This window comes from Micrococcus luteus, assembly GCF_014138885.1.
Classification (GTDB): domain Bacteria; phylum Actinomycetota; class Actinomycetes; order Actinomycetales; family Micrococcaceae; genus Micrococcus; species Micrococcus luteus.
The window spans coordinates 1,769,976-1,793,395 of sequence record NZ_JACJIK010000001.1 but is presented as its reverse complement, the minus strand read 5'-3'; the positions used below and the strand labels follow the sequence as shown (position 1 = coordinate 1,793,395).

The 23,420-nt window shown below is 73.6% G+C and carries 19 protein-coding genes; 13 read left to right on the top strand and 6 right to left on the bottom strand.

The features are described from left to right. Positions 1-201: 201 nt before the first annotated feature. The 5 genes from HDA34_RS08320 (at position 202) to HDA34_RS08300 (ending at position 4,097) form a co-directional block, all read left to right on the top strand. Positions 202-1,419, top strand: coding sequence for a thiolase family protein (locus HDA34_RS08320; protein ID WP_134377428.1), 1,218 nt, complete (start codon positions 202-204; stop codon positions 1,417-1,419). Positions 1,420-1,423: 4 nt separating this feature from the next. Next, on the top strand, positions 1,424-2,209 hold the full coding sequence (locus HDA34_RS08315; protein WP_060973844.1) for an enoyl-CoA hydratase/isomerase family protein: 786 nt from the start codon (positions 1,424-1,426) through the stop codon (positions 2,207-2,209). 8 nt (positions 2,210-2,217) lie between these two features. Continuing rightward, a complete protein-coding gene (locus HDA34_RS08310; RefSeq protein WP_123244484.1) occupies positions 2,218-3,105 on the top strand; it encodes a 3-hydroxyacyl-CoA dehydrogenase family protein in 888 nt (295 codons plus the stop codon). 114 nt (positions 3,106-3,219) lie between these two features. Then, on the top strand, positions 3,220-3,603 hold the full coding sequence (locus tag HDA34_RS08305) for an MmcQ/YjbR family DNA-binding protein (protein WP_044658760.1): 384 nt from the start codon (positions 3,220-3,222) through the stop codon (positions 3,601-3,603). After that, complete coding sequence (locus HDA34_RS08300) at positions 3,603-4,097, top strand: SRPBCC family protein (RefSeq protein WP_134377429.1); 495 nt, start codon at positions 3,603-3,605, stop codon at positions 4,095-4,097. The genes HDA34_RS08305 and HDA34_RS08300 overlap by 1 nt, the downstream gene beginning before the upstream one ends. A gap of 22 nt (positions 4,098-4,119) precedes the next feature. Here HDA34_RS08300 and panD read toward each other — a convergent pair whose 3' ends face one another. Further along, positions 4,120-4,557: an aspartate 1-decarboxylase gene (panD, locus tag HDA34_RS08295; protein ID WP_010080090.1), complete on the bottom strand. Its 438-nt coding sequence runs from the start codon at positions 4,555-4,557 to the stop codon at positions 4,120-4,122. 204 nt (positions 4,558-4,761) lie between these two features. Continuing rightward, positions 4,762-5,733, bottom strand: a complete 972-nt coding sequence (locus HDA34_RS08290; protein WP_134377430.1) for a DUF559 domain-containing protein — start codon at positions 5,731-5,733, stop codon at positions 4,762-4,764. Between the two features lie 277 nt (positions 5,734-6,010). On the opposite strand from HDA34_RS08290, the gene paaZ reads away from it, so the two are divergent. From paaZ to HDA34_RS08275, 3 genes are all read left to right on the top strand, one after another. After that, on the top strand, positions 6,011-8,131 hold the full coding sequence (gene paaZ, locus HDA34_RS08285) for a phenylacetic acid degradation bifunctional protein PaaZ (protein ID WP_134377431.1): 2,121 nt from the start codon (positions 6,011-6,013) through the stop codon (positions 8,129-8,131). 141 nt (positions 8,132-8,272) lie between these two features. Then, positions 8,273-9,205, top strand: a complete 933-nt coding sequence (locus tag HDA34_RS08280; protein WP_134377432.1) for a 3-hydroxyacyl-CoA dehydrogenase — start codon at positions 8,273-8,275, stop codon at positions 9,203-9,205. Between the two features lie 115 nt (positions 9,206-9,320). Beyond that, on the top strand, positions 9,321-10,268 hold the full coding sequence (locus tag HDA34_RS08275) for a hypothetical protein (protein WP_134377433.1): 948 nt from the start codon (positions 9,321-9,323) through the stop codon (positions 10,266-10,268). 13 nt (positions 10,269-10,281) lie between these two features. Here HDA34_RS08275 and HDA34_RS08270 read toward each other — a convergent pair whose 3' ends face one another. The 3 genes from HDA34_RS08270 to HDA34_RS08260 form a co-directional block, all read right to left on the bottom strand. Next, entirely contained in the window at positions 10,282-10,893 is a 612-nt protein-coding gene (locus HDA34_RS08270; RefSeq protein WP_134377434.1) for a TetR/AcrR family transcriptional regulator, read from the bottom strand. A gap of 92 nt (positions 10,894-10,985) precedes the next feature. Next, positions 10,986-12,335 carry a phenylacetate--CoA ligase family protein gene (locus HDA34_RS08265; RefSeq protein WP_134377435.1) on the bottom strand — a complete coding sequence of 450 codons (1,350 nt, stop codon included), beginning with the start codon at positions 12,333-12,335 and terminating at the stop codon, positions 10,986-10,988. Between the two features lie 71 nt (positions 12,336-12,406). After that, positions 12,407-12,823 carry a PaaI family thioesterase gene (locus HDA34_RS08260; RefSeq protein ID WP_134377436.1) on the bottom strand — a complete coding sequence of 139 codons (417 nt, stop codon included), beginning with the start codon at positions 12,821-12,823 and terminating at the stop codon, positions 12,407-12,409. 215 nt (positions 12,824-13,038) lie between these two features. Between HDA34_RS08260 and HDA34_RS08255 the strand changes: the two genes are divergently transcribed. Beyond that, positions 13,039-16,629: a TM0106 family RecB-like putative nuclease gene (locus HDA34_RS08255; RefSeq protein ID WP_134377437.1), complete on the top strand. Its 3,591-nt coding sequence runs from the start codon at positions 13,039-13,041 to the stop codon at positions 16,627-16,629. Position 16,630: 1 nt separating this feature from the next. Here the strand turns inward: HDA34_RS08255 and HDA34_RS08250 are convergent, their stop codons facing one another. Continuing rightward, positions 16,631-18,211, bottom strand: a complete 1,581-nt coding sequence (locus HDA34_RS08250) for an AMP-binding protein (protein ID WP_134377438.1) — start codon at positions 18,209-18,211, stop codon at positions 16,631-16,633. Positions 18,212-18,407: 196 nt separating this feature from the next. Here HDA34_RS08250 and purB point away from each other — a divergent pair, with 196 nt between their 5' ends. From purB to HDA34_RS08230, 4 genes are all read left to right on the top strand, one after another. Next, positions 18,408-19,847, top strand: a complete 1,440-nt coding sequence (gene purB, locus HDA34_RS08245; RefSeq protein ID WP_134377439.1) for an adenylosuccinate lyase — start codon at positions 18,408-18,410, stop codon at positions 19,845-19,847. 218 nt (positions 19,848-20,065) lie between these two features. Further along, the gene (locus HDA34_RS08240; protein WP_134377440.1) at positions 20,066-21,232 is read left to right on the top strand and encodes a hypothetical protein; all 1,167 of its coding nucleotides are present in this window, start codon (positions 20,066-20,068) and stop codon (positions 21,230-21,232) included. A 150-nt stretch (positions 21,233-21,382) separates the two neighbouring features. Further along, a complete protein-coding gene (locus HDA34_RS08235; RefSeq protein WP_134377441.1) occupies positions 21,383-22,282 on the top strand; it encodes a trimeric intracellular cation channel family protein in 900 nt (299 codons plus the stop codon). Positions 22,283-22,354: 72 nt separating this feature from the next. Next, complete coding sequence (locus HDA34_RS08230; protein ID WP_134377442.1) at positions 22,355-23,368, top strand: trimeric intracellular cation channel family protein; 1,014 nt, start codon at positions 22,355-22,357, stop codon at positions 23,366-23,368. Positions 23,369-23,420: the final 52 nt, after the last annotated feature.

Sequence of the window (23,420 nt, the reverse complement as noted above, 5' to 3'; positions counted from 1 at the left end):
CGTCTGCGGGCCTCCGTGCGGGGTGCGCCGGGTCAGACGCTGATCGACGTGGCCTCGGCGCGGCCGCCCGGCCCCGTCTCCGCCCCGTCACACCCCGCCCCCGCAGTTGACCCCCGTCACACCGGCCCGGGATACTGAACCTGAACGCACGGTCGGTAATTCGCCGCGCCCGCCTCGTCGTCGGTCACTCAAGGAGTCTCCATGTCCGCACAGTCCCAGGCCCTGCTCGTCGGCGGTCGCCGCACGCCCGTCGGCAAGTACGGCGGCGCCCTCTCCTCCGTCCGCCCCGACGACCTCGCCGCCCTGACCGTCAAGGCCGTGGTCGAGGACGCCGGCATCGACCCGTCGGTCGTGGACGACGTCATCCTCGGCAACGCCAACGGCGCGGGCGAGGAGAACCGCAACGTCGCCCGCATGGCCTGGCTGCTGGCCGGCTTCCCGGACACCGTCCCGGGCATCACCGTGAACCGTCTCTGCGCGTCCGGCATGTCCGCGATCGGCATCGCCACCGCGATGGTGCGCTCCGGGATGGCCGACGTCGTCGTGGCCGGCGGCGTGGAGTCGATGTCCCGCGCCCCCTGGGTGATGGAGAAGCCGACGACGGCGTTCGCCAAGCCCGGTGCGGCCTTCGACACCGCGATCGGCTGGCGCTTCGTGAACCCGCGCTTCGCGGACGGCGAGTTCGGGGAGAAGTTCACCTTCTCCATGCCGGAGACCGCCGAGGAGGTCGGCGAGGTGGACGGCATCACCCGCGAGGACGCCGACGCCTTCGCCGCCCGCTCACACGAGCGTGCGCTGGCCGCCATCGAGGCCGGCCGCTTCACGGACGAGATCGTGCCCATCGTCGTCACCGGCCGCAAGGGCGCCGAGACGGTCGTGGACACGGACGAGGGCCCCCGCCCCGGCTCCACCCCCGAGGTGCTCGCCGGCCTGCGCCCGATCATCAAGAAGGACGGCGTGGTCACCGCCGGCAACTCCTCCTCCCTCAACGACGGCGCCTCGGCGATCCTCGTCGTCTCCGAGCGGGCCGCGCAGAAGTACGGCCTGACCCCGCGCGCCCGCGTCGTGGAGTCCACCTCGGCGGGCCTGGCCCCCGAGATCATGGGCCTGGGCCCCGTCCCGGCCACCGAGAAGGCCCTCGCGCGCTCCGGCTGGTCCGTGGCGGACCTGGGCGCCGTCGAGCTCAACGAGGCCTTCGCCACCCAGTCCCTGGCCTCGATGCGGCGCCTCGGCCTGGACCCGGAGACCGTCAACGCCGACGGCGGCGCGATCGCCCTGGGCCATCCGCTGGGCTCCTCGGGGTCGCGTCTCGTGGTCACGCTGCTCGGTCGGATGGAGCGCGAGGGCGCGGACAGGGGCCTGGCCACGATGTGCGTGGGCGTGGGCCAGGGCTCCGCGATGCTCGTCGAGAGGGTCTGAGCAGATGACCGACTTCAGCCACTTCTCGGCGCTGCACGTCGAGGAGCGCGAGGACCGCGTCCACGCGCGCATGGACCGCCCGGGCGTGCGCAACGCGATCGACCAGACCATGGTCGACGAGTTCCACGAGCTCTGCGCCCACCTCGAACGCGAGCCGAAGATCCTGATCATCTCGGGCACGCAGGTGGAGTCGAAGTGCGAGCCGGGGACGTTCTCCGGCATCTTCGCCTCCGGCGCGGACATCGGACAGCTGCGCGAGCGCCGCCGCGACGACGCCCTGCGCGGCGTGAACTCGCAGGTCTTCGACCGCATCCACCGGCTGCCCATGCCCGTGATCGCAGCGATCGACGGCTTCGCCCTCGGCGGCGGCGCGGAACTGGCCTACGCGGCCGACTTCCGCATCGCCACCCCGGCGCTGAAGATGGGCCAGCCCGAGACGAGTCTGGGGATCACCGCCGCTGCGGGCGCCCAGTGGCGGCTCAAGGAGCTGGTGGGCGAGCCGGTGGCCCTCGAGCTGCTGCTCGCCGGACGGATCCTGGACGCGCAGGAGGCCCTCGAGCTCAAGCTCGTCACCGAGCTGCACGAGCCGGAGGCCCTCCTCGACGCCGCCGACGCCCTCGCCGACCGCATCGCGCAGCAGGACCCGCTGGCGGTGCGGCTGTCCAAGCGCGTCTTCCACCTCCCCCGCGAGGCCCACCCCCACGTGGACGAGATCGCGCAGGCCATCCTGTTCGAGTCCGAGGCCAAGTTCGAGCGCATGCAGGCGTTCCTCGACCGCAAGAAGAAGTGAGGACTGACATGACCGATCAGCAGCACACCCCTGATGCCGCGCCGTCCTCCGTGCCCGCCGTCGTCGGCGTCCTCGGCGGCGGCCGGATGGGTGGCGGCATCGCCCACGCGTTCCTCGTCTCCGGCTCGTCCGAGGTGGTCGTCGTCGAGCGCGACCCGCGGTCGGCCGAGGCCGCCAGGGAGCGCATCGAGGCCGACCTGGCCGCCTCCCTGGACCGCGGCAAGATCGACGGCGACCTGGACGAGTGGGCGCAGCGCCTGACCGTCACCGTGGACCGCGCCGACTTCGCCCGCTGCGACCTCGTGGTCGAGGCCGTGTTCGAGGACATGCAGGTGAAGATCGAGGCGCTCACCGACGTCGAGGCCCACCTGCGCGAGGACGCCTGGCTGGCCAGCAACACCTCCTCCCTGTCCATCGACGAGATCGCCTCGCACCTGCAGCGTCCCGAGCGCTTCTGCGGCCTGCACTACTTCAACCCGGTGCCCGCCTCGAAGCTCGTGGAGGTCGTGATCGGCGAGCAGACCGGTGCGGAGCTCCAGGCCCTGTCCACCGAGTGGGTCCGCGGGCTCGGCAAGACCCCCGTCGTCGTCAAGGACGCCCCGGGCTTCGCCTCGTCGCGCCTGGGCGTGGCGATCGCGCTCGAGGCCATCCGCATGGTCGAGGAGGGCGTGGCCTCCCCCGAGGACATCGACGCCGCCATGGTGCTCGGATACAAGTTCCCGGTCGGCCCGCTGGCCCTGACCGACATCGTGGGCCTGGACGTGCGCCTGGGCATCGCGGAGTACCTCGAGTCCCAGCTGGGTGAGCGCTTCGCCCCGCCGCAGCTCATGCGGGACATGGTGGCCCGCGGCGAGCTCGGCCGGAAGTCCGGCAAGGGCTTCTTCGACTACCGCTGAGCCCCCGGGGCAGGCGCTTTCGAACGGGAGATAGGGCCTATCTCCCGTTCGAAAGCGCCCATTCCCCCGATATCACGTTCGAAAGTGCGGGGCGGCGCGGCTAGCGTGACGGGTATGGACGAGCCCACGCTGCTGCGCGTCGCCCGCGACCGCGCCCTCGAGCTGCCGGGCAGCGCCGCGTCGCACCCCTTCGGCCCGGACACCGAGGTCATGAAGGTGCAGGGGAAGCTGTTCGCGGTGTTCATCGACCACGACGGGCGCCGCCTCGTGAACGTCAAGGCCCGCCCGGAGGACGGCGCCCAGCTGCGCGCGGCCCTGCCCGCGGCGATCACGCCCGGCTATCACATGGACAAGCGGCACTGGCTTAGCCTGGCCGCGCACCCGGCCCTCGACGAGCAGCTCGTGCGGGACCTCGTCACGGAGTCGTACCTGTTGGTCGTCGCGAAGCTCCCCCGCACCCGGCGCCCCGTGGACCCCGAGACCTTCGGCCGGGCCTGATGTCGGTCGACCGCCCCTTCCGCTTCACCCACCGCTGGGCCGTCCCCGCGGACGCCCGGTCCGTGCTGGCCCTGCTCGCCGACCCGGCCGGCTACCCACGCTGGTGGCCGGCCGTCCCGCGCGTCCGTCGCCTGGGCCCCGACCGCGCCGCCGTCCGGCTGCGCGGGTTCGTGCCGGTGCGTCTGACGATGGAGCGTCTCATCGACGACCGCGCCCGCGGCCTACTGGTCGCCCGCCTGAGCGGGGGCCTGACGGGCACCGTGCGGGTCACCGTCCACGACGACGGTGCCCCGGCCGGACACGCGCCGCGCTGCATCGTGGCGTGGGAGCAGGAGGTGGTGCTCACCTCGCCGTGGATGCGCGCCGTGGCCCACGTGCCGGGCGCCCGCACCGCGATGGGCCTCAGCCACGCGGCCGCGATGCGCTCCGCGCGTCGAGCGCTCGGGGCGAAGGCCGTGCCGACCGCTGATCCCGCTCGAAGGGCTCGTCCATGACGGCCCGGCGCCCCAGGCCGGCTCAGAGCTCGGCCTGCGCCTCGTTCCACTCGCGGGACAGCGGCGGGCGGGAGAGGCCGTCGAGGAGGCCGTCGGCGGGGTCGATGCCGAGCTCCACGATCCTGTTGTCCGCGTCCACGTGGACGACCTTGGGCTGGAAGTGGCGGGCCTCGTCGTCGTCCATCTGCCCGTAGGCGATGAGGATGACGATGTCCCCCGGATGCACCAGGTGGGCGGCGGCGCCGTTGATGCCGAGCACGCCGGAGCCCCGCTCGCCCGCGATGGTGTAGGTCTCCAGTCGCGCGCCGTTGGTGACGTCCACGATGGACACGAGCTCGCCGGGGAGGATGTCCGCGGCGTCCAGCAGGTCCTGGTCCACGGTCACGGAGCCCACGTAGTGCAGGTCCGCCTGGGTCACGGTGGCCCGGTGGATCTTGGCGTGGAACATGGTGCGCAGCATGCGGCAGAACTCTCCGGATGAGGGGGTGGGTCGGGTCCGAGAGGACCGGTGCTCGATTCTACGCCGGTCCGGAGACGAGGGGCAGGGGCCGACGCCGGCCCGAGGCTCCCGCCCCTCTCGCCGAGGCCCGCAGACACGCCGTTACCGCCAGGCCGTAGCGGCGCGTCTGCGGGCCTCGACAGGTCAGATCCACGACGGCGGCACTCAGCCCGGCGGCGTCCGCGCGGCCACCAGGCCCCGCAGCTGCCCCACGAACAGCTCCCAGTGCCCCGGCCGGAACACGTCGGCGGTCACCCGGATCACCTCCCACCCCTCCGCGCGCAGGGCCGCGTCCCGCTCGCGGTCCTCACGCCACTGCCGGCGATCCGTGCGGTGGTGATCGCCGTCGTACTCGACGGCCACCTTGGCCTCCGCCCACACCAGATCCACGCGGAGCAGCTGTCCCGTGGCGAGGCGGATGCACGGGTTCACTGCGGGCTCCGGGACGCCGTCCAGGACGAGCCGCGCCCGCAGCCGGCTCTCCTGCGGCGAGTCGGCCCCGGGGCGCACGAGCTCCAGCGCCTCCCGGGCCGCACGGATCCCGCGCACCCGTCCGCGTTCCTCGACGGCGGCGCGCAGCTCGGCCACGTCCGTCACCCCGGGAGGCAGCCGACGGCGGCGGGCCTCCGTCGGGGCGGTCCGAACCATGCTGTCCCCCAGCGCGACGAGATGCTCGAGCGGCCCGGCCTGCGCGGCGAGGTCCACGAAGATCCACCCCGGTGCGGTCACGCGCACCCCGTCCACGATCCGCACCGGGGCGTCGGCGCGGAGGCGGTGTGAGCGGATCCCGGCCCGGCTCGACCCGGTGCCGTGGCCGCGCGGGGTCGCGATGTGCACGGACCGGTCGGCGGCGAGCGGCCCGGTCAGCCACAGGCCGAGCACCCGGGCGGCCGTGACGTGGCTGAACACGCCCTCGGGGTGCAGATCCTGCAGCGCCCGCACGTGGTCCATGGGGTCCGGTTCGACGCCGCGCCGGCCCCAGAGCCCCCAGCCGAGTGCGACCACGTCCCCGCGCCGCAGCCGGGCCGCGCTCACCCCCGCCTCGCGCGCGGCCGGGGTCGAGAACACGGTCGGAGAGCGGAGGAGGCCGTCCAGTCCGCAGCGCATCGGAGGCAGGGGCGCGGGCGAGCGGGGCATGCGCCGAGCGTGCCCGATCCGGCCGCGCCGCCGTCGTCGTCCGCCGGGATCTGTGGACGACGCCCCGTCGAGGCCCGCAGACACGCCGCTACGTCCTGGCGGTAGCGGCGTGTCTGCGGGCCTGGGCGCCACGGCTCGGCCGGCGAAGCCCTCTCCACGACGACGGCGTCACCCGCCCGGCTCCCCCTCCCGCGTGATCCACGTCTCGGCTAGGGTGAGGACCAATAACCGACCGATCGGTCGGGACTCGTCCGCGCCCCCGACACCAGGAGCCCCCGTGACCGTCACCGCCCCCTCCCTCCCGGAGATCCTCCCCAGCTACGTCGCCGGCAGCTGGTGGACGCCGTCGCACCCGTCCAAGGTCACCGACGTGACGGACGCGAACACCGGCGCGCGCCTGACCGGCGTCTCCACCGACGGCCTCGACACGGCCGCCGCCATCGAGCACGCCCGCACCGTCGGCCAGCAGGCCCTGGGCGCGCTGACCATCCACGAGCGCGCCCTCAAGCTCAAGGAGCTCGCGCTCTACCTGAACTCCCGCGTCCAGGAGCTCTACGACGTCTCCTTCGCCACCGGCGCCACGCAGCGCGACCACGCCTTCGACGTCGACGGCGGCATCGGCACCCTCTTCACGTTCTCCGGCAAGGGCCGCCGCGAGCTGCCGAACTCCACCGTGATCATCGACGGCGACGTGGAGCCCCTCTCCCGCGACGGCTCCTTCATCGGCGAGCACATCTACCAGCGCATCCCGGGCGTGGCCGTGCAGATCAACGCCTTCAACTTCCCCGTGTGGGGCATGTTGGAGAAGTTCGCCCCGGCCTTCGTCGCGGGCGTGCCCACCGTGGTCAAGCCGGCCACCCCCACCGGCTACGTCACGCAGAAGTGCGTCGAGCTGATGCTCGAGTCCGGCGTGCTGCCCGAGGGCTCGATCCAGCTGATCTCCGGCTCCGCCCGCGACCTGCTGGACCACCTGGACTACCGCGACCACGTCGCGTTCACCGGCTCCGCCGCCACCGCGGCCACGCTGAAGAAGCACCCGAACGTGCAGGAGGGCGGCGTCCGCTTCACCGCGGAGACCGACTCCCTCAACGCCGCCATCCTCGGCCCCGACGCCGCCCCCGGCACCCCCGAGTTCGAGGCGTTCGTGAAGGTCGTCTTCCAGGAGATGACGGTCAAGGCCGGCCAGAAGTGCACGGCCATCCGCCGGGTGATCGTCCCGCAGGATCGGGTCGAGGCCGTGACCGCCGCCCTCACCGAGCGCCTGGCCGCGAAGGTCGTCCTGGGCGACCCGCGCGTCGAGGGCACCACGATGGGCGCCCTGGCCTCGAAGGAGCAGCAGAGCGAGGTCCGCGGCGCGGTGCAGCGCCTGGTCGACGCCGGCGGTCAGGTCCGCCTCGGCGGCCCCGAGGGCTCGACCGGTGACGCCGACGCCGAGTCCGGCGCGTTCTTCGCCCCCACGGTGCTCACCTTCGAGGACGCACGCACCCCCGAGGTGCACAGCGTCGAGGCGTTCGGTCCGGTCACCTCGGTGATCGGCTACACGGACGTGGCCGACGCCGTGGCCCTGGCCGCCCTGGGCTCGGGGTCGCTCGTGGCCACGGTCGCCACGAACGACGGTGAGACCGCCCGCGCGTTCGCCGCCGGGATCGGCGCCCACCACGGCCGCGTGCACGTCCTGAACCGCCAGACCGCCGCGACCACCACGGGCCATGGCGCCCCCGTGCCGGTGCTGATCCACGGCGGCCCCGGCCGCGCCGGCGGCGGCGAGGAGCTCGGCGGGGTCCGCGCCGTGAAGCACTACATGCAGCGCACGGCGATCCAGGGCTCCCCGGACATGCTCACGGCCATCACCGGCGTGTGGCATCAGGGCGCGGCGGCCCACACGGTGACCCGCGAGGACGTGGAGGCCGGCACCGCCGTGCACCCGTTCTACAAGTCCCTGGCCGAGCTGACGGTGGGCGACCAGTTCGCCTCCGGCCTGAGCACCGTCACCCTGGAGGACATCACCGCCTTCGCGGAGGAGACCGGGGACAGGTTCTACGCCCACACGGACGAGGAGGCCGCCATGGCCAACCCGTTCTTCCCGCGCCGGGTGGCCCACGGCTACCTGCTGGTCTCGTGGGCCGCGGGGCTGTTCGTGGCCCCGGATCCGGGCCCGGTGCTGGCCAACTACGGCCTGGAGAACCTGCGCTTCATCACGCCGGTGACCTACGACGACGCCATCCGCGTGACCCTGACGGCCAAGCGCATCACCCCGCGCGTGAGCGACGAGTACGGCGAGGTGGCCTGGGACTGCCGGATCCACAACCAGAAGGACGAGCTCTGCGCCCAGTACGACGTGCTGACGCTCGTGGCCAAGACCTGGCCGATGGCCCCGTCCGAGACCTCCCAGGGCTGAGCCCCCCCCCTGCTTCGACGGGCCGTCCCGTGCGCCCGCTGCGCGCCGGGCGGCCCGTCGTCGTCCCAGGGAACAAGGAGCGTGCCCGGGGCGTTCACCTGTACGTCCCATTCGGACCGCGAGAGAAGAAGGTCGACACACATGTCCGAGTTCACCCGTTTCGAGCAGGTCGCCGTGCTGGGCACCGGCGTGCTGGGTTCGCAGATCATCATGCAGGCGGCGTACCACGGCAAGAGGGTGATGGCCTACGACGCCGTCCCCGCCGCCCTCGAGGGGATCGAGCGCCGCTGGGCGTGGATCCGCCAGGGCTACGAAGCAGACCTCGGGGAGGGCTACGACCCGCAGCGCTTCGACGAGGCCATCGCCCGCATCACGCCGACCTCGGACCTCGGCGAGGCCCTGGCGGATGCGGACATCGTGGTCGAGGCCGTCCCGGAGAACCTGGAGCTCAAGCGCAAGGTGTGGGCCCAGGTGGGCGAGCTCGCCCCCGCCACGACCCTGTTCGCCACGAACACCTCCTCCCTGCTGCCCTCGGACTTCGCCGACGCCAGCGGCCATCCGGAGCGCTTCCTGGCCCTGCACTACGCCAACCGCATCTGGGCGCAGAACACCGCCGAGGTCATGGGCACCGCCGCCACCTCGCCGGAGGCCGTCGCGGGAGCCCTGCAGTTCGCCGAGGAGACCGGCATGGTCCCCGTGCACGTGCGCAAGGAGATCCCGGGCTACTTCCTCAACTCCCTGCTCATCCCGTGGCTGCAGGCCGGCTCCAAGCTGTACATGCACGGAGTGGGCAACCCGGCGGACATCGACCGCACCTGGCGCGTGGCCACCGGCAACGAGCGCGGCCCGTTCCAGACCTACGACATCGTGGGCTTCCACGTGGCCGCCAACGTCTCCCGCAACGCGGGCGCCGACTGGCAGCGCGGCTTCGCCGAGCTGCTGGAGAAGAGCATCGCCGAGGGCCACAGCGGCGTGGCCGACGGCCAGGGCTTCTACCGCTACGGGCCGGACGGGGAGAACCTCGGCCCGGTGGAGGACTGGAACCTGGGCGACAAGGACACCCCGCTCGGCTGACCTCCTCGACTGACGGATCAGGGGCCGTCCGGTGCGCATCACGCATCGGGCGGCCCCGTCGCATGTCCCCGCCACTTCCTTGTGGCATCCGTCACAGTGCAAGTAGAGTCGAGCCATGACGACCCCCCGACTCCCTCTGCTCGGCGCCCTCGCCGTGGGCGCGCTCGCCCTCGCCGGGTGCGCGGGCGGCGGCGCGGAGCCCTCCTCCCCCGCCCCCTCGTCGGCGCCGTCCACGACGACGGCGGCCTCGTCAGCGTCCACGTCGCCCGCGGCCAGCAGCTCCACGGCCCCCACGTCACCCGCGGCCAGCGCCTCCACGGAGAGCACGGGCGGCGCCTCCGCCTCGGGCAGCCTGTCCCTCGAGATGCCCCCCGCGCTGGACGGGCAGCGGACCCTGGCCGTGCAGGCCGCCGTGCAGCGGGCCGCGGGGCCGGGGTCCGAGGTGGGGCTGAGCGCCGCCTCGCCGCTGGAGCGGCAGACGGAGCTGCGTCAGCGGGCCGCCGGTCTGGAGCAGACGGTCGACGCCGGTGCGAGCCCGGCTCCCACCCGCAGCGCGGAACAGCAGGCCTGCCTGGTCGCCACCCGCTCCGCCCTGGAGCGGGACGCCGAGGCCGGGGCGGCGGACCTGGGGCTCACGGCCCAGCCGGAGACGGCCGCCACGACCGGCGGCGGGCCCACCACGACGCCGGCGCCCTCCTTCACGGCGTCCCCCGACGCCGAGGTCACTCCGCTCGGCGTGCGCGTCACCGCGTACCCCACGGAGGAGGCTGCCCGCGCCGCTCTGGAGGACGTCCGGGCCGCGGCGCAGGCCTGCACCGGGGTGGACCTGGCCGGGCTCGGCGTGGAGAGCGTGACGCGGACCGAGCACGAGGGCGGCACCGCGTACACGGCGATCCCGGCCCCCGGGGGGTCCGTCTACTCCCACCTCACGGCCGTGCAGGACGGCGCCCGCACCGTGGCCGTGGCCCAGGCCGACGCGGACGGCGGGGTGCCCGCGGACGCCGAGGACCGTGCGGCCTCGATCGTGGCCGACGTGCTCGCCGCGCTCGACGGCGAGGGCTGAGGACAGCGGGCCCTCAGCCCCGCAGACCCCCGAGCACCACGCCCGTGACGGCGTCGATCATCTGGCCCGGTCCCTGCTGGCCGGGGACGCCGCGATCCGGCCGGTACCAGTCGACGATCGAGTTGATCATGCCGAGCGCCAGGCGCGCGAGGTTGCGCGGGGTCACGTCGGAGCGCACCGCACCCGCGGCCTGGGCGGCCTCGAGCAGGTCGCCCAGACGCCGGGTGATCTCGCGCCGGCGCTCGACGGCGGCCACCTCGACCGCCGAGTTCCCGCGCAGGCGCAGCAGCAGGGTCACCTCGGGCTGCTTCTCCGCCAGCACCCCGAGCGTGCCGCGGATGGCCGCCTCGACCTGCGCGCCGGCGTCGGCCCTGCTGGCCACCACATCGTCCAGGCACGCCTCGAGGGCGTCGAGCGCCTCCGTCACCGCGTGGTCGAGGATCGCCTCCTTGGACTCCACGTGGTGGTAGATCGCGGACTTGGAGATGCCCAGGTGGGCGGCGAGCATGCCCATGGACGTCGCCTCGTAGCCGTGCCGGTTGAAGAGCTCGACGCACTCGGCCAGCAGCGTCTGCCGGTCATAGCCGGGCCGGCCGCGGCGCGGGGTGGGGCTGCTCTGGGGCACGGGGCTCCTTCGGGGGCGGGCGGACGCCGACGACGGCGCACCGGTCCACTCTACCGGGCACGCCGGCGTCGGGTTCGGCCGCGGGGTCGGGATCAGGCCTGGTCGCGCAGGTCGTAGATCCGCTTGAGCTTGCCGGAGGAGCGGGCCAGGGACTCCGGCTCCACCACGTTGATCACGCACGAGGAGCCGATCTTCGTCTTGATCTCCATGCGCAGGTGCGCGGCGCAGGCCTGGGCCTCCTCGAGGGTCGCATGATCGCGGCGCTCGATGTTCACAGCCATCTGGTCCATGCGGTCCGGACGGGTGATCTCGAGGGTGAAGTGCGGCGACAGGGCCGGCTCCTTGAGGGCCAGCTCCTCGATCTGCGACGGGAACAGGTTCACGCCGCGCAGGATGATCATGTCGTCCGAGCGGCCGGTGATGCGGCCCATGCGGCGGTGGCCCGGGTGCGTGGTGCCCGGCAGCAGGCGGGTGAGGTCGTGGGTGCGGTACCGGATGATCGGCAGCGCCTGCTTGGTGAGCGAGGTGAAGACGAGCTCGCCGTGGCGGCCGGTCTCGAGGACCTCGTCCGTGAGCGGGTCGATGATCTCGGGGCGGAAGTGGTCCTCCCAGATGTGGGAGCCGTCCTTGGTGGCCGCGGACTCGCCGGCCACGCCCGGGCCCATGACCTCGGAGAGGCCGTAGATGTCCAGGGCGTCGAGGTCGAAGGTCTGCTCGATCTCGCGGCGCATCTCGTCGGTCCACGGCTCGGCGCCGAGGATCGCGACCTCGAGGGAGGACTCGCGGGGGTCCAGGCCGAGCTTCCTGAAGCCGTCCGCGATGGTCAGCAGGTAGGTGGGCGTGGAGAGGATGGCGCGCGGCTGGAAGTCGGTGATCAGCTGCACCTGCTTCTCCGTCTGCCCGCCGGACATCGGGATCACGGCCGCGCCGATGCGCTCGGCGCCGTAGTGGGCGCCGAGGCCGCCGGTGAACAGGCCGTAGCCGTACGCGTTGTGCACGCGGTCACCGGGGCGGATGCCGCCGGCGCGGAAGCAGCGGGCGACGAGGGTGGCCCACGTGGCCAGGTCGTCGTCGGTGTAGCCGACCACGGTGGGCTGGCCGGTGGTGCCGGAGGAGGCGTGGATGCGACGCAGCTCGGGGCCCGTGGCGGCGAAGGCGCCGAACGGGTAGCTCTTCCGCAGGAACTCCTTGTCCGTGTACGGGAACTTGGCGAGGTCCCCGAGCTCCGTGAAGTCCGAGGGGTGGACGCCGTGCGCGTCGAAGTGCTCCCGATACGCGGGCACGTTCTCGTAGGCGTGGTGCAGGGTCCAGCGGAGGCGTTCGAACTGAAGCGCCTCGATCTGGTCCCGGCTCATCGTCTCCTCGGGGTCCGGGGCCCCGCGGTCGGCGGGGGCGGGCAGGGGTGCCGGCGTGTACGGGTTGGGGATCGAGGCCTCGAGCATGGCGTTCTCCTGGGGATGCGGGGTCGGGCGGCGGTCGACGACGGCGGCGCACCGGCGGGTGCGCCCGCCGGTCAGCGTCCGGGGGCGGGGATGGTGCGGGAGCGGCCGCGGAAGGCGACCACCGGGGTGCCGTCGTCGGTGGTGACGGTGATGTCATAGACGGCCGAGCGGCCGGCGGCGGCGACCAGGCGGCCCTCCGCGACGAGGGTCTGCCCGGCGCGGGTGGCCGCGAGGAAGTTGACGTCCACGCCGGAGGCCACGGTGAGGGTGGAGCCGTCCGAGGCGGGGTCGTTGCAGGTCAGCGCGAAGCACGTGTCCGCGAACGCGAAGACGGCGCCGCCGTGGGCCAGGCCGAAGCCGTTGTGCTGGTCCTCGGTGAGCGTCATCCGGATGCGCGCGTGCTCCTTCTCGGCGGCCTCGAGGGTGACGCCGAGCCACCGTGCCACGCGGTCCTCCGCGAGCATGGGGTGGCGGGCGGTCTCGGTCATGGGCGGGCCTCCCTGCCGGCAGGGGCGCGCCGGCGCGGCGGCGCAGAGAATTACTGAACGATCATTAGGTAACTCCCTGGATGTGACCCACGTCAAGTCCGGTCCGGTGTGTGACGCGCGCCGATCCCGCCCTGCCGCCGCCGGGGCGAGGTGCACCGGGACCCTGTGCGCGGGCCCTGCCTATCGTGTCCGCGGCTGCTGTCTAGGGTGACGGCATGGTGACCTTCGCGCCGGACCGCGCCTCCTTCATGCTCAGCCCCTCGGACATCACCGCCGCCGCGACGTGCACGTACGGGTGGCTGCGCGGGACGGTGGACCCCGCGCTCGGGCGCGCCCCGCGGATCGGTGTGGCGGACGCGTTCCTCGAGCGGGTCTCCCGCCTCGGGGACGAGCACGAGTCCCGCGTGCTCGCGCGACTCGAGGCGGAGCACGGCGCAGACCAGGTGGTCCGGCTCGCCCGCCCGGAGCGCTACACGCCCGAGGGTGTGCAGGCCGCCCGCGAGCGCACCGCGGCGGCGTTGGCCGCGCGCCCCGCCGTCGTGTTCCAGGGGATGCTGCACGACGGCGCGTTCGGCGGCCTGGCCGACTTCCTCGTGCTCCGCACGGACGAGGAGCACCCCGAGGGCGCGTACGAGGTGGTGGACACGAAGCTGGCCCGGCATGCACGGGTGACCGCGCTGCTGCAGATCGCCGCGTACGCAGACCTGCTGGACGGCATGGACGTGCCGCGGGCACGGCAGGGCAGCCTGTGGCTCGGGGACGGTTCCCGGCACGTCGCGGACCTGGACGAGGTGATCCCGGTGTACCGGCACCAGCGCGCCCGGCTGGAGGCGCTGTTGCAGGATCACGTGGCCGCCGGGGAGCCCGCCCGCTGGGGCGACGACCGCCTGAGCGTCTGCGGCGCATGCGAGGCGTGCGAGGAGGCCGTCGCCGAGCACCGGGACGTGCTGCTCACGGCGGGGGCCACGCGGCTGCAGCGCACCCGGCTGCGCCGGGCCGGCATCACGACCATCGAGCAGCTCGCGGTGTCCGTCGCACCGCCGGAGGGCATGGCCCGCCGCACGTGGGAGGCGCTGCGGGAACAGGCGGCGATCCAGCTGGAGCCGGCCGGGGCGGACGGGCTGCCGCCGCATCGGATCGTGGACCCGCGCGCCGTGGCGGGGCTGCCCGTGCCGGACGCCGGAGACGTCTTCTTCGACTTCGAGGGGGACCCGCTGTGGGTCTCCGCGGACGGGAGCATGGAGGGCCTCGAGTATCTGTGGGGCTGGGTCGAGGCGCCGGGCGGGGACACCGCGCGCACCGCCTCGGCCGACTTCCGGTTCACGGGTCTGTGGGCGGACACCCGTGCCGCCGAGCGGGCGGCGCTCGAGCAGTTCGTGGCGTTCGTGGAGGCCCGACGCGCGGCCCACCCGGGGATGCGGATCTACCACTACGCCGCGTACGAGGTCACCGCGCTGAAACGCCTGACCGTGCGCCACGGCGTGGGCGAGCGCGAGCTGGACGACTGGCTGCGCGCGGGGCTGTTCGTGGACCTCTACTCCACGGTCCGCGCCGCCCTGCGGGCCGGTGTGCCGAGCTACTCCATCAAGAAGCTGGAGCCCCTCTACATGGGGGCGGAGCACCGGGCGGAGGACGGCGTCACGACGGCGGCGGACAGCGTCACCGAGTACCACCGGTACGTCGCCGCGATGGAGGCCGGGGACACCGAGGTCGCGAGGGCGATCCGGGCCGACATCGAGGACTACAACCGGTACGACTGCGTCTCCACGGCGCGGCTGCGGGACTGGCTGCTGGCGCAGGTCGAGCCCGAGGAGACCGCCGTCGCGGACCGTCCCGTCGGCGACGCCGCGACCGGGGACGAGCCGCTGGTCGAGGCCGCGCCGTCGCTCCAGGAGCAGGACGCGGCCCTCGCCGCCTCGCTGCAGGCGCTGGCGGGCGTCGAGAGGGACGAGGCGGGTGGGACGGGGGGCCCGGAGGCGGAGCTCGACGGCGGGCGGCGCGGTATCGCCCTGCTGGCCGCGGGCCTGGGCTACTTCGCCAGGGAGAACAAGCCGCTGTGGTGGGCCATGTTCGATCGGGCCGTGTCCGCCCCGGACGAGTGGCAGGAGCCACGCGCGAACCTGGTGTTCGACACCGTCGAGTCGGTGGGTGCGTGGGAACGTCCCACCCCGCGGAGCAACCCCGCCCGGACGCTGACCGTGACCGGGCGCCTCGAACCGGGCACCGAGGTCCGGCCGCGTCGGAACAGCCAGGAGAGGTTCAAGCTCAACGCCCTGTACGAGCAGCCGCCGCGCGGGGCGGAGCTGGCTCCCAACGCCGTCCGCTGGCAGAGCCGATCGCCCGTGGACGTGACCGAGGTGGAGGAGATCGCACCGGGCCGGTTCCGCGTCAGCCTGCTGCAGCGCCTCAGCACCAAGTACGAGCCGGAACCGCACGCGGAGGTGCCCATGGCGGTGTTCCACCTCAACTATGTCCGGCCCGGTGGCCTCCTCGAACGCATCCGGGAGCAGGCCGCCGAGGCCGCCCGCCGCGGCCGACTGCCGGACGGAGCGGTGTTCGACATCCTGGCGCGCCGTGCCCCGCGCACCACGGGCCGGACCCTCGCCGCGATCGGGGCGGACGTACGAGACGGCCGGCGGGACGGCGTCGGGGGCCTGGTCGAGGCGGTCGAATCCGCACGCGGCTCCTACGTGGCCGTGCAGGGCCCTCCCGGCACCGGCAAGACGTACGTGGGCAGCCGCGCGGTGAAGGAACTCCTGGACCGGGGCTGGACGGTCGGCGTCACCGCCCAGTCCCACGCGGTGGTGGAGAACTTCCTCGACCAGCTGATCGGCGTCGGTGTGGACCCCGACCGCGTGGGCAAGGAGCCCAAGGACCCGGACGGACCGCACCGCTGGACGTCCCTGGGCTCATCGGAGGTCCATGCCTTCCTGGCACCGGGCCGGGTCCTGGGCGGCACCGCGTGGACCTTCGCGAACGCCGCGGCCCAGCCGGTCGACCTCCTGGTGGTGGACGAGGCCGGGCAGCTCTCCCTCGCGCACCTCCTGGGTGCGAGCGCCCTGGCCGAGACGGTGCTGCTGCTGGGTGACCCGCAGCAGCTCCCCCAGGTCAGCAGGGGCGAGCACCCCCAGCCCATCGGCGACGCGGCCCTGACCTGGATCGCGGAGGGCGCCCCCGTGCTCCGCCCCGACCGCGGCTTCTTCCTGGACACCTCGTGGCGCATGCATTCGGCGCTCTGCGCACCGGTCTCCGAGCTCTCCTACGCCGGCCGGCTCGGCGCGCGGGAGGAGGTCACGGACGCCCGCCGCCTCGACGGCGTGGAGCCCGGGCTGCACCCCTGGCCGGTCTCCCACACGGGCAACGCGGTGTCCTCGCCGGAGGAGGCCGCGGCCGTCGTCGAGATCATCCGGTCACTGCTCGGCCGCACCTGGTCCACCGGCCCGGACGATCCCGGCCGGCCGCTCGAGCCGTCCGACGTGATCGTGGTGGCCCCGTACAACGCGCAGGTCGCCACGGTCCGGGAGGCGCTCGACGCCGCCGGTCTCGAGGGCACCACCGTCGGCACCGTGGACAAGTTCCAGGGCCGGGAGGCCGCCGTCGCGATCCTGACGATGGCGGCGTCCTCACCGCAGGAGGTGCCGCGCGGGCTGGACTTCCTCCTGAACCGGAACCGGCTCAACGTGTCGATCTCGCGCGGACAGTGGGCCGCCTACCTCGTCCACTCTCCCGCCCTCGCGGACGCGCTGCCCACCAGGCCCGAGGACCTGCCGATGATCGGCGCGTTCCTGCGGCTCGTGCACCGCTGACTCAGTCGGCGGCGCCCTGGCGCAGCAGGAACCGCTGCAGCTTGCCGGAGGGGGTCTTGGGCAGCCGGTCCACGAAGTGCACCCGGCGCGGGTAGGCGTGCTTGGAGTACTCGTCGCGGACCTTCGCCTGCAGCTCGGCCGCCAGGGCGTCCGGGTCCGCGACGGCCCCGGCGGGCACCACGAACGCCACGACCTCCTCGCCCCGCACCCCCTCCGGGTCCGGCAGGCCGACGACGGCGACCTCCTGCACCCGCGGGTGGTCGATGAGCACGGACTCCACATCGAACGGGCCGATCCGGTACCCGGCGGCGAGGATCACGTCGTCGTCCCGGGAGGAGAAGAAGAACCAGCCGTCGTCGTCCTGCCGGGCGGTGTCCCCGGTCAAATACCAGCGGCCGTCCGGGGTGAAGCGCTCCGCGGTCTTCTCCGGCTCCCCGAGGTAGCCGGGGAACCAGAACAGGGGCGAGGCCGCGTCGATCGCGATCTGCCCGTCCCGGATCTCCGCGGCGATCCCCGGCAGGGGCACACCCATCGAACCCGGGCGGGGCGGCGCGGCCAGCTCGGGGTGCGCGGGGGTGCAGATGACCATGCCCAGCTCGGTCTGGCCGTAGTGGTCGCGGATCTCCGTGCCGAGGGCCGACCGGCCCCACTCGAGCACGGACGGCGGCAGCGGCTCCCCCGCCGTGGACACGCGCCGCAGCCGCAGCGGGGTGTCCTCGGTGACCTCCCCGGCCTTGGCCAACGCGCGGAACATCGTGGGGGCGCCGGCGAGGTTCGTGACGCCCTGCGAGCGGATCACCTCGACCATGGTCGCCGGGGAGAAGGCGCCGCGGTACTGGACCGAGGTCGCCCCGAGCACCAGCGTGCCGACGATCCCGTAGTACAGCCCGTACGCCCAGCCGTGGTCGGCCGCGTTCCAGAACAGGTCCTCGGGGCGCAGGTCCACCGCGCACGTGAGGTAGACGGCGAACGCGGCGGCCGCGCGCAGCGGCACGGGCACCCCCTTGGGGCGGCCGGTGGTGCCGGAGGTGAACAGCAGGGCGATCGGCCCGTCCCCGCCGACGGCGACGTCCTCGGCCAGCGGCGCGGAGTCCGCGAGCGCGTCCCACTCCGGGCCGGTGCGGATGATCTCGATGCCGGGGATGTCCGTGAGCTTCTCGGCCTGGCGGGGTTCGGCGACGACGAGCCGCGCCGCCGCGCCCTCGATGCGCATCCGTGCGGCGCCCTCGGCGAACGCGGTGAACAGCGGCACGTGCACGGCGCCGAGCCGCCACAGGGCCAGCAGCGTGATGACGAGCTCCTCCCGTTTGGACATCATCACGGGCACGCGGTCGCCGCGCGTGACGCCGCGGGCGGCGAGGCCGGCGGCGAGGCGGCGGGAGCGGTCGGCCAGCTCGCCGAAGGTGAGGTCGACGGCGGACATGTCCTCCGCCACGAACCGGAACGCCACGGCGTCGGCCGGCCAGCGGTCGCAGAGCAGGTGGGCGGCGCAGGCGTCCGGGGTCTCGACGTCGGCCACCCACCCGGCCATCAGCTGGTCGATCGTCCCGGCCTCGTGGGCCTGCCCGGTCCGTTCCGTCATCTCGGTCTCCTCATCCCTCTCGGCACGCCGACGCCGGGCGACGGCGACGTCAGCCACGGTAGGTCCATCGCGCCCCGGGCCACCAGGCGCGTCCGCATGTTGCACTCGATGTTGCACTCGCCACCCCGTCGCGGTCGAGGACGGACCCGGTCGTCGCCTTCGTCGGGCGTCCGCGGCGCCTGCCAGAATGGGGGCCATGACCTCGCAGCCCGCGCCCGCGTCCACCGCCCACCGCCGTTCCCTCGCCGAGGCCGGCATCGCCCTCGGCCCCCTGGACGGCCGCTACCGCGCGGCGGTGGAGCCGCTCGTGGAGCACCTGTCCGAGGCGGCGTTGAACCGCAACCGCATCCACGTGGAGGTCGAGTGGTTCATCCACCTGGCCGAGCACCGCGTGCTGCCGGGTCTCGAGCCGCTCACGGCCGAGCAGCAGGCGGGCCTGCGGGCGATCGTCACGGACTTCGACGCGGAGTCCGTGGCCGAGCTGGCGGCCACCGAGAAGGTCACGGTGCACGACGTGAAGGCCGTCGAGTACTTCATCTCCGACCGCCTCGAAGGGCTGGGCCTGGGCCGGCTGAAGCCGCTCGTGCACTTCGCGTGCACCTCCGAGGACATCAACAACCTCGCCTACGCGGTGGGCGTGCGCGACGCCGTCGAGCAGGTCTGGCTGCCGGCTGCCCGCGCCGCCGTGGCCACCGTCTCCGCGATGGCCGCCGAGGCCGCCGAGACCCCCATGCTCTCCCGCACGCACGGCCAGCCGGCCACGCCCACCACGCTGGGCAAGGAGATGGCCGTGTTCGTGCACCGTCTGACCCGTCAGACCCGGCGCATCGCCGGCCAGGAGTACCTGGGCAAGATCAACGGCGCCACCGGCACCTACGCCGCCCACCTCGCCGCCGCCCCGGACGCGGACTGGCCGGCCCTGTCCCGGTCCTTCGTGGAACACCTCGGCCTCACCTGGAACCCGCTGACCACCCAGATCGAGTCCCACGACTGGCAGGCGGAGCTGTACGCCGACGTCGCGCGCTTCAACCGGATCCTCCACGGCTTCTGCGTGGACGTGTGGAGCTACATCTCCATCGGCTACTTCGCGCAGATCCCCGTGGCCGGCGCGACCGGCTCCTCCACCATGCCGCACAAGGTGAACCCGATCCGCTTCGAGAACGCGGAGGCCAACCTCGAGCTCTCCTGCGCCCTGCTCGACTCGCTGGGCGCCACCCTCGTGGAGTCCCGTTGGCAGCGCGACCTCACCGACTCGACGTCGCAGCGCAACATCGGCGTGGCCCTCGGCCACTCGGTGCTCGCCCTGACCAACGTCACCAAGGGCATGGGCCAGCTCCAGGTTGCCGCGCCCGTACTGGCGGAGGACCTCGACACGAACTGGGAGGTGCTCGGCGAGGCCGTCCAGACCGTGATGCGTGCCGAGGCGATCGCCGGCGTCGAGGGCATGGACAACCCCTACGAGCGCCTCAAGGAGCTGACCCGCGGCCACCGCGTGGACGGGGCGCGCATGCGCGAGTTCGTGCAGGGCCTCGGCCTGTCGGAGGCGGCCCAGGCGCGCCTGCTGGAGCTGACCCCGGCCGGGTACACCGGCGTGGCGGCGGAGCTGGCCAAGGAGTTCGGCCCCGCGCAGGGCTGACCGGGCCGGCCGCCCCGGGCCGGCCCGCCCGGGGCGGCCGGGACGCTGCCTGGGTGTCAGCCTCCCGGCGGGCTCGGACGCCCAGGTCACGATCCGAGGACAGGATGATCACGACCTGAGCACACCTCTGGTGTGGCGGGCGCCACGCGGACAAGCTGAGGGCGTGGCCGCCACCCGGAGGCCGCGACCCGCCGCAGAGCACGCCCCGAGGAGACCTGATGTCCGCTCGCCGCACCTCCCGCCCCCTGTCCACCGCCCTCGCCGCCGCCGTCCTGGCGGGTGGCCTCGCCGCCACCGCGGCCGCCCCGGCCCTGGCCGCCCCCGCCGAGACCACGGACGGATCACAGTACGGGCACTTCGCCGGGGCCACCTTCGGCTCCACGGAGCTCTCGCCCCTGACGGGCCGCTTCTACACGCTGCACGCCGTCAAGGACGTCCGCGTGACCGTGGCGCCGTTCTACCCGTCCTTCACGGATCTCGAGGAGATCTCCGGGTACGTCCCCGGCGAGATGGGCCCGGAGACGGACGTGGAGTTCGCCTACGACGCCGAGCTCGAGACCGGCTACGTGGACGTCCTGGAGCAGCGTCGGGTCCTCGGCGAGGAGGGCACCACCGGCGCCGTCTTCACCCTCTACGTGGACGGGCGGGGCGTCGCGACCCTCATCTTCGGCGAGGACAGGGACCTCGGCGACGACGTGCCCGGCATGTTCCTGGACGCCGAGGGTCCGCAGGCATACGACTTCGGCGCACGCCCGACGGTGGACCACCAGACCCACCTCGCCGCTCCCGCCTCCCGCCTGGTCCACCTGCAGGGCAACTCCAGCGGCGACGTCCCCGGCGCGGACGCCACCATGATCGTGGCCGAGCAGCCGAAGCACGGCACCCTCGTCGAGCTGCCCCGCATCGGCGACCCCATGAACTGGACCCCCGACGGGGCGAACGGCAGCTGGGCCAGCACCGTCTACGTGGCGGACGAGGGCTTCACCGGCACCGACCAGGCCGTGTTCACGATCACCGACGAGGCCACGGGTGAGGAGAAGACGCTCGTCGTGACGTTCTCGATCGGGGACCCGCGGGCCGCCGACCCCCACCTGGGGGTCCAGGGCACGGGTCTCCCGTTCGACGAGGCCCGCGTGTGGGAGGCCCTCGAGGCCCAGGGCGAGGACGACGCGTCCGAGGCACCCGCACCGGAGTCCCCGGCGACCCCCGCCCCGGATTCGGCGGACGCCCCGGAGGCCTCCGAGCCCTCGGAGCCCGCCGGCGAGCACACCGTCCCCGAGACCGTGGAGACCGGCTCCGGCCAGGCCTGGTGGCTGGCCGCCGCCGCTGCCGCGGGCACGGGCGCCCTGGTCACCGGCCGGCGTCGCTTCGGCCTGGCCCGCTGACCCGGAGCGCCGGAGTGCTGCTCGTCCGCTGACCCGCGGCACCACCAGGCGCCGCTCCCGCCCCTCCGGGAGAGGCCGGCTCCGCCCTGTGACGGGGCCGGCCTCGGCCCAGGACTGACCCGGGACCGCCTGACGGGGGACGATGGGCGGGTGCTGCTTCCGTCTCTCCCCCTCTGGCTGCTGTCCGCCACCCCCAAGGACCCCGCCGAACTCGAACGGGAGGTGCCCGAGCCGATCGACGCGCACGGCGAGCTCGCCGAGGCGATCACCGCGGCGATCACCGCCGTGGACCTCGTGGGCGTGTTCTTCTTCGCGATCTCGGGCGCCGTGCTCGCCGTGCGCAAGGGCTACGACATCGTCGGCTCCCTGCTGCTGGCCCTCATGGTGGGCACGGGCGGCGGCGTCGTCCGGGACCTCGTGGTCGGCCGGGACGTGCCCGCGGCCTTCGACAACCCCTGGTACCTGATCCTGCCGGCGGTCGCGTCGCTGGCGGTGTTCCTCCGGATCTTCGACGGCGAGCGCGGCCACCACGCCGTCATGGCCTTCGACGCCATCGGCCTGGCCGTGTACTGCGTGGTGGGCACGCGCATCGCCCTGCTCGCCGGCCTGAGCCCGGTCGCCGCCGCGGTGCTGGGCCTGGTGACCGCCGTCGGCGGCGGCATCCTGCGCGACGTCGTCGCCGGGGAACCGCCCGCCGTGTTCGGCGGGCGCGGCTGGTACGCGCTGCCGGCCATCCTCGGCGCGGGCACGACGGCGGCCCTCGGCCAGGCGGAGCTCCTGAACCCGCTGACCTCGGCCGCGGTGATGGTGCTCGTGCTCGTGCTGCGCGTGGTGTCGCTGCGCAGGGAGTGGCTCGCCCCGGGGGCCGAGATCTCGGGAAAGACCCAGCGCCAGCGCCTGGATCCGCACGACGAGCCGCCCGTGCCGGACATCCGCGACCGCAAGGGCAGGGACGGGCCACCCGCCGACCCCGGTGAGGACGGCCCCCCGGCGAACGAGGAGACGCCCGGAACCGACGAAGACGTCACACCTCCGGGGACACCCGGGTGAACAAACGAGCCACCGCGCGGGCCGCCCGGGACAATGGCCGGTGACCCCCCGGACCCGACGGAAGGAGCCGCCGTGGACGTGCAGCAGTTCTTCGCCACCCTCACCGACGTCCCGTGGCTGCTCACGACCCTGGACCTGATCGGGATCTTCTTCTTCGCCACCTCGGGGGCGCTGCTGGCGGCGCGCAAGCAGTTCGACCTGGTGGGCTCGATGGCGCTGTCCCTGCTGGCGGGCCTGGGCGGCGGCTTCACGCGGGACATCCTGCTGGACCGCGGTCTGCCCGCGTCCCTGGAGAACCCGGTCTACCTGGCCCCGCCCGTGCTGGTGTCCCTGCTCGTGTACGTCAAGCTGATCCACCCGAATCGGCTGAACCTGACCATCACCCTGTTCGACGCCGCCGGGCTCGCCCTGTTCACGGTGTCCGGTGTGCTGCTGGCGCACTCGATGGGCGTGCACCCGGTGTCCACGGTGGTGATCGCGATGGTCACGGCGCTCGGCGGCGGCGTGCTGCGGGACATCGTCGCCAACGAGGTGCCCTCCATCTTCGACCCCCGCGGCGTCTACGTGCTCCCCACGTTCCTGGGCGCGGTGCTGGCGACCGTGGTGGCGATGAACGGCGCGCTCAACGCGTTCACGGGCTTCCTCATCGCGTTCCTGATCTTCGCGGTGCGGATGATCGCCTACCGCTACCAGTGGCGGTTCTTCGGCGCGGAGATCTCCCAGGACAAGGAGTCCCTCGAACGTCTGCGGCGCCTGGCCACGCAGGCGCAGGAGGCGGCCGCGCGCCGGGTGGAGCGCACCCTCGAGCGCCGGCTGCGCTCCCCCGGCGCCCCCGCCTTCCCCGACGACGACACGCACGGGTCCTATGGACCGCGGGAGGAATACGAGGACCAGGTGCGGGTGGACGACTACGACCCGCAGACCCAGACGATCACCGTCGTCGACCCCGCCTCACACCAGCAGGTGCGCCTGGACCGCGGCACCGGTGTCATGGACGTCACCGACCTGCGCACCGGGCGCACGCGCAGCTTCGACGACCCCGAGCACGACTGGATCGCGGACGACCCGGAGGACCCGAGGGACTGAGGGATGCGGGGGCCCGACGCCGGGCCGCGCACGCGCACCCCGCGGACAGGTC

Bases quoted from the DNA above. Each gene is read 5' to 3' on its own strand.
- HDA34_RS08320 (WP_134377428.1), top strand. From the start codon at position 202: ATGTCCGCACAGTCCCAGGCCCTGCTCGTCGGCGGTCGCCGCACGCCC.
- HDA34_RS08315 (WP_060973844.1), top strand. From the start codon at position 1,424: ATGACCGACTTCAGCCACTTCTCGGCGCTGCACGTCGAGGAGCGCGAG.
- HDA34_RS08310 (WP_123244484.1), top strand. From the start codon at position 2,218: ATGACCGATCAGCAGCACACCCCTGATGCCGCGCCGTCCTCCGTGCCC.
- HDA34_RS08305 (WP_044658760.1), top strand. From the start codon at position 3,220: ATGGACGAGCCCACGCTGCTGCGCGTCGCCCGCGACCGCGCCCTCGAG.
- HDA34_RS08300 (WP_134377429.1), top strand. From the start codon at position 3,603: ATGTCGGTCGACCGCCCCTTCCGCTTCACCCACCGCTGGGCCGTCCCC.
- panD (WP_010080090.1), bottom strand. From the start codon at position 4,557: ATGCTGCGCACCATGTTCCACGCCAAGATCCACCGGGCCACCGTGACC.
- HDA34_RS08290 (WP_134377430.1), bottom strand. From the start codon at position 5,733: ATGCCCCGCTCGCCCGCGCCCCTGCCTCCGATGCGCTGCGGACTGGAC.
- HDA34_RS08280 (WP_134377432.1), top strand. From the start codon at position 8,273: ATGTCCGAGTTCACCCGTTTCGAGCAGGTCGCCGTGCTGGGCACCGGC.
- HDA34_RS08275 (WP_134377433.1), top strand. From the start codon at position 9,321: ATGACGACCCCCCGACTCCCTCTGCTCGGCGCCCTCGCCGTGGGCGCG.
- HDA34_RS08265 (WP_134377435.1), bottom strand. From the start codon at position 12,335: ATGCTCGAGGCCTCGATCCCCAACCCGTACACGCCGGCACCCCTGCCC.
- HDA34_RS08260 (WP_134377436.1), bottom strand. From the start codon at position 12,823: ATGACCGAGACCGCCCGCCACCCCATGCTCGCGGAGGACCGCGTGGCA.
- HDA34_RS08255 (WP_134377437.1), top strand. From the start codon at position 13,039: ATGGTGACCTTCGCGCCGGACCGCGCCTCCTTCATGCTCAGCCCCTCG.
- HDA34_RS08250 (WP_134377438.1), bottom strand. From the start codon at position 18,211: ATGACGGAACGGACCGGGCAGGCCCACGAGGCCGGGACGATCGACCAG.
- purB (WP_134377439.1), top strand. From the start codon at position 18,408: ATGACCTCGCAGCCCGCGCCCGCGTCCACCGCCCACCGCCGTTCCCTC.
- HDA34_RS08240 (WP_134377440.1), top strand. From the start codon at position 20,066: ATGTCCGCTCGCCGCACCTCCCGCCCCCTGTCCACCGCCCTCGCCGCC.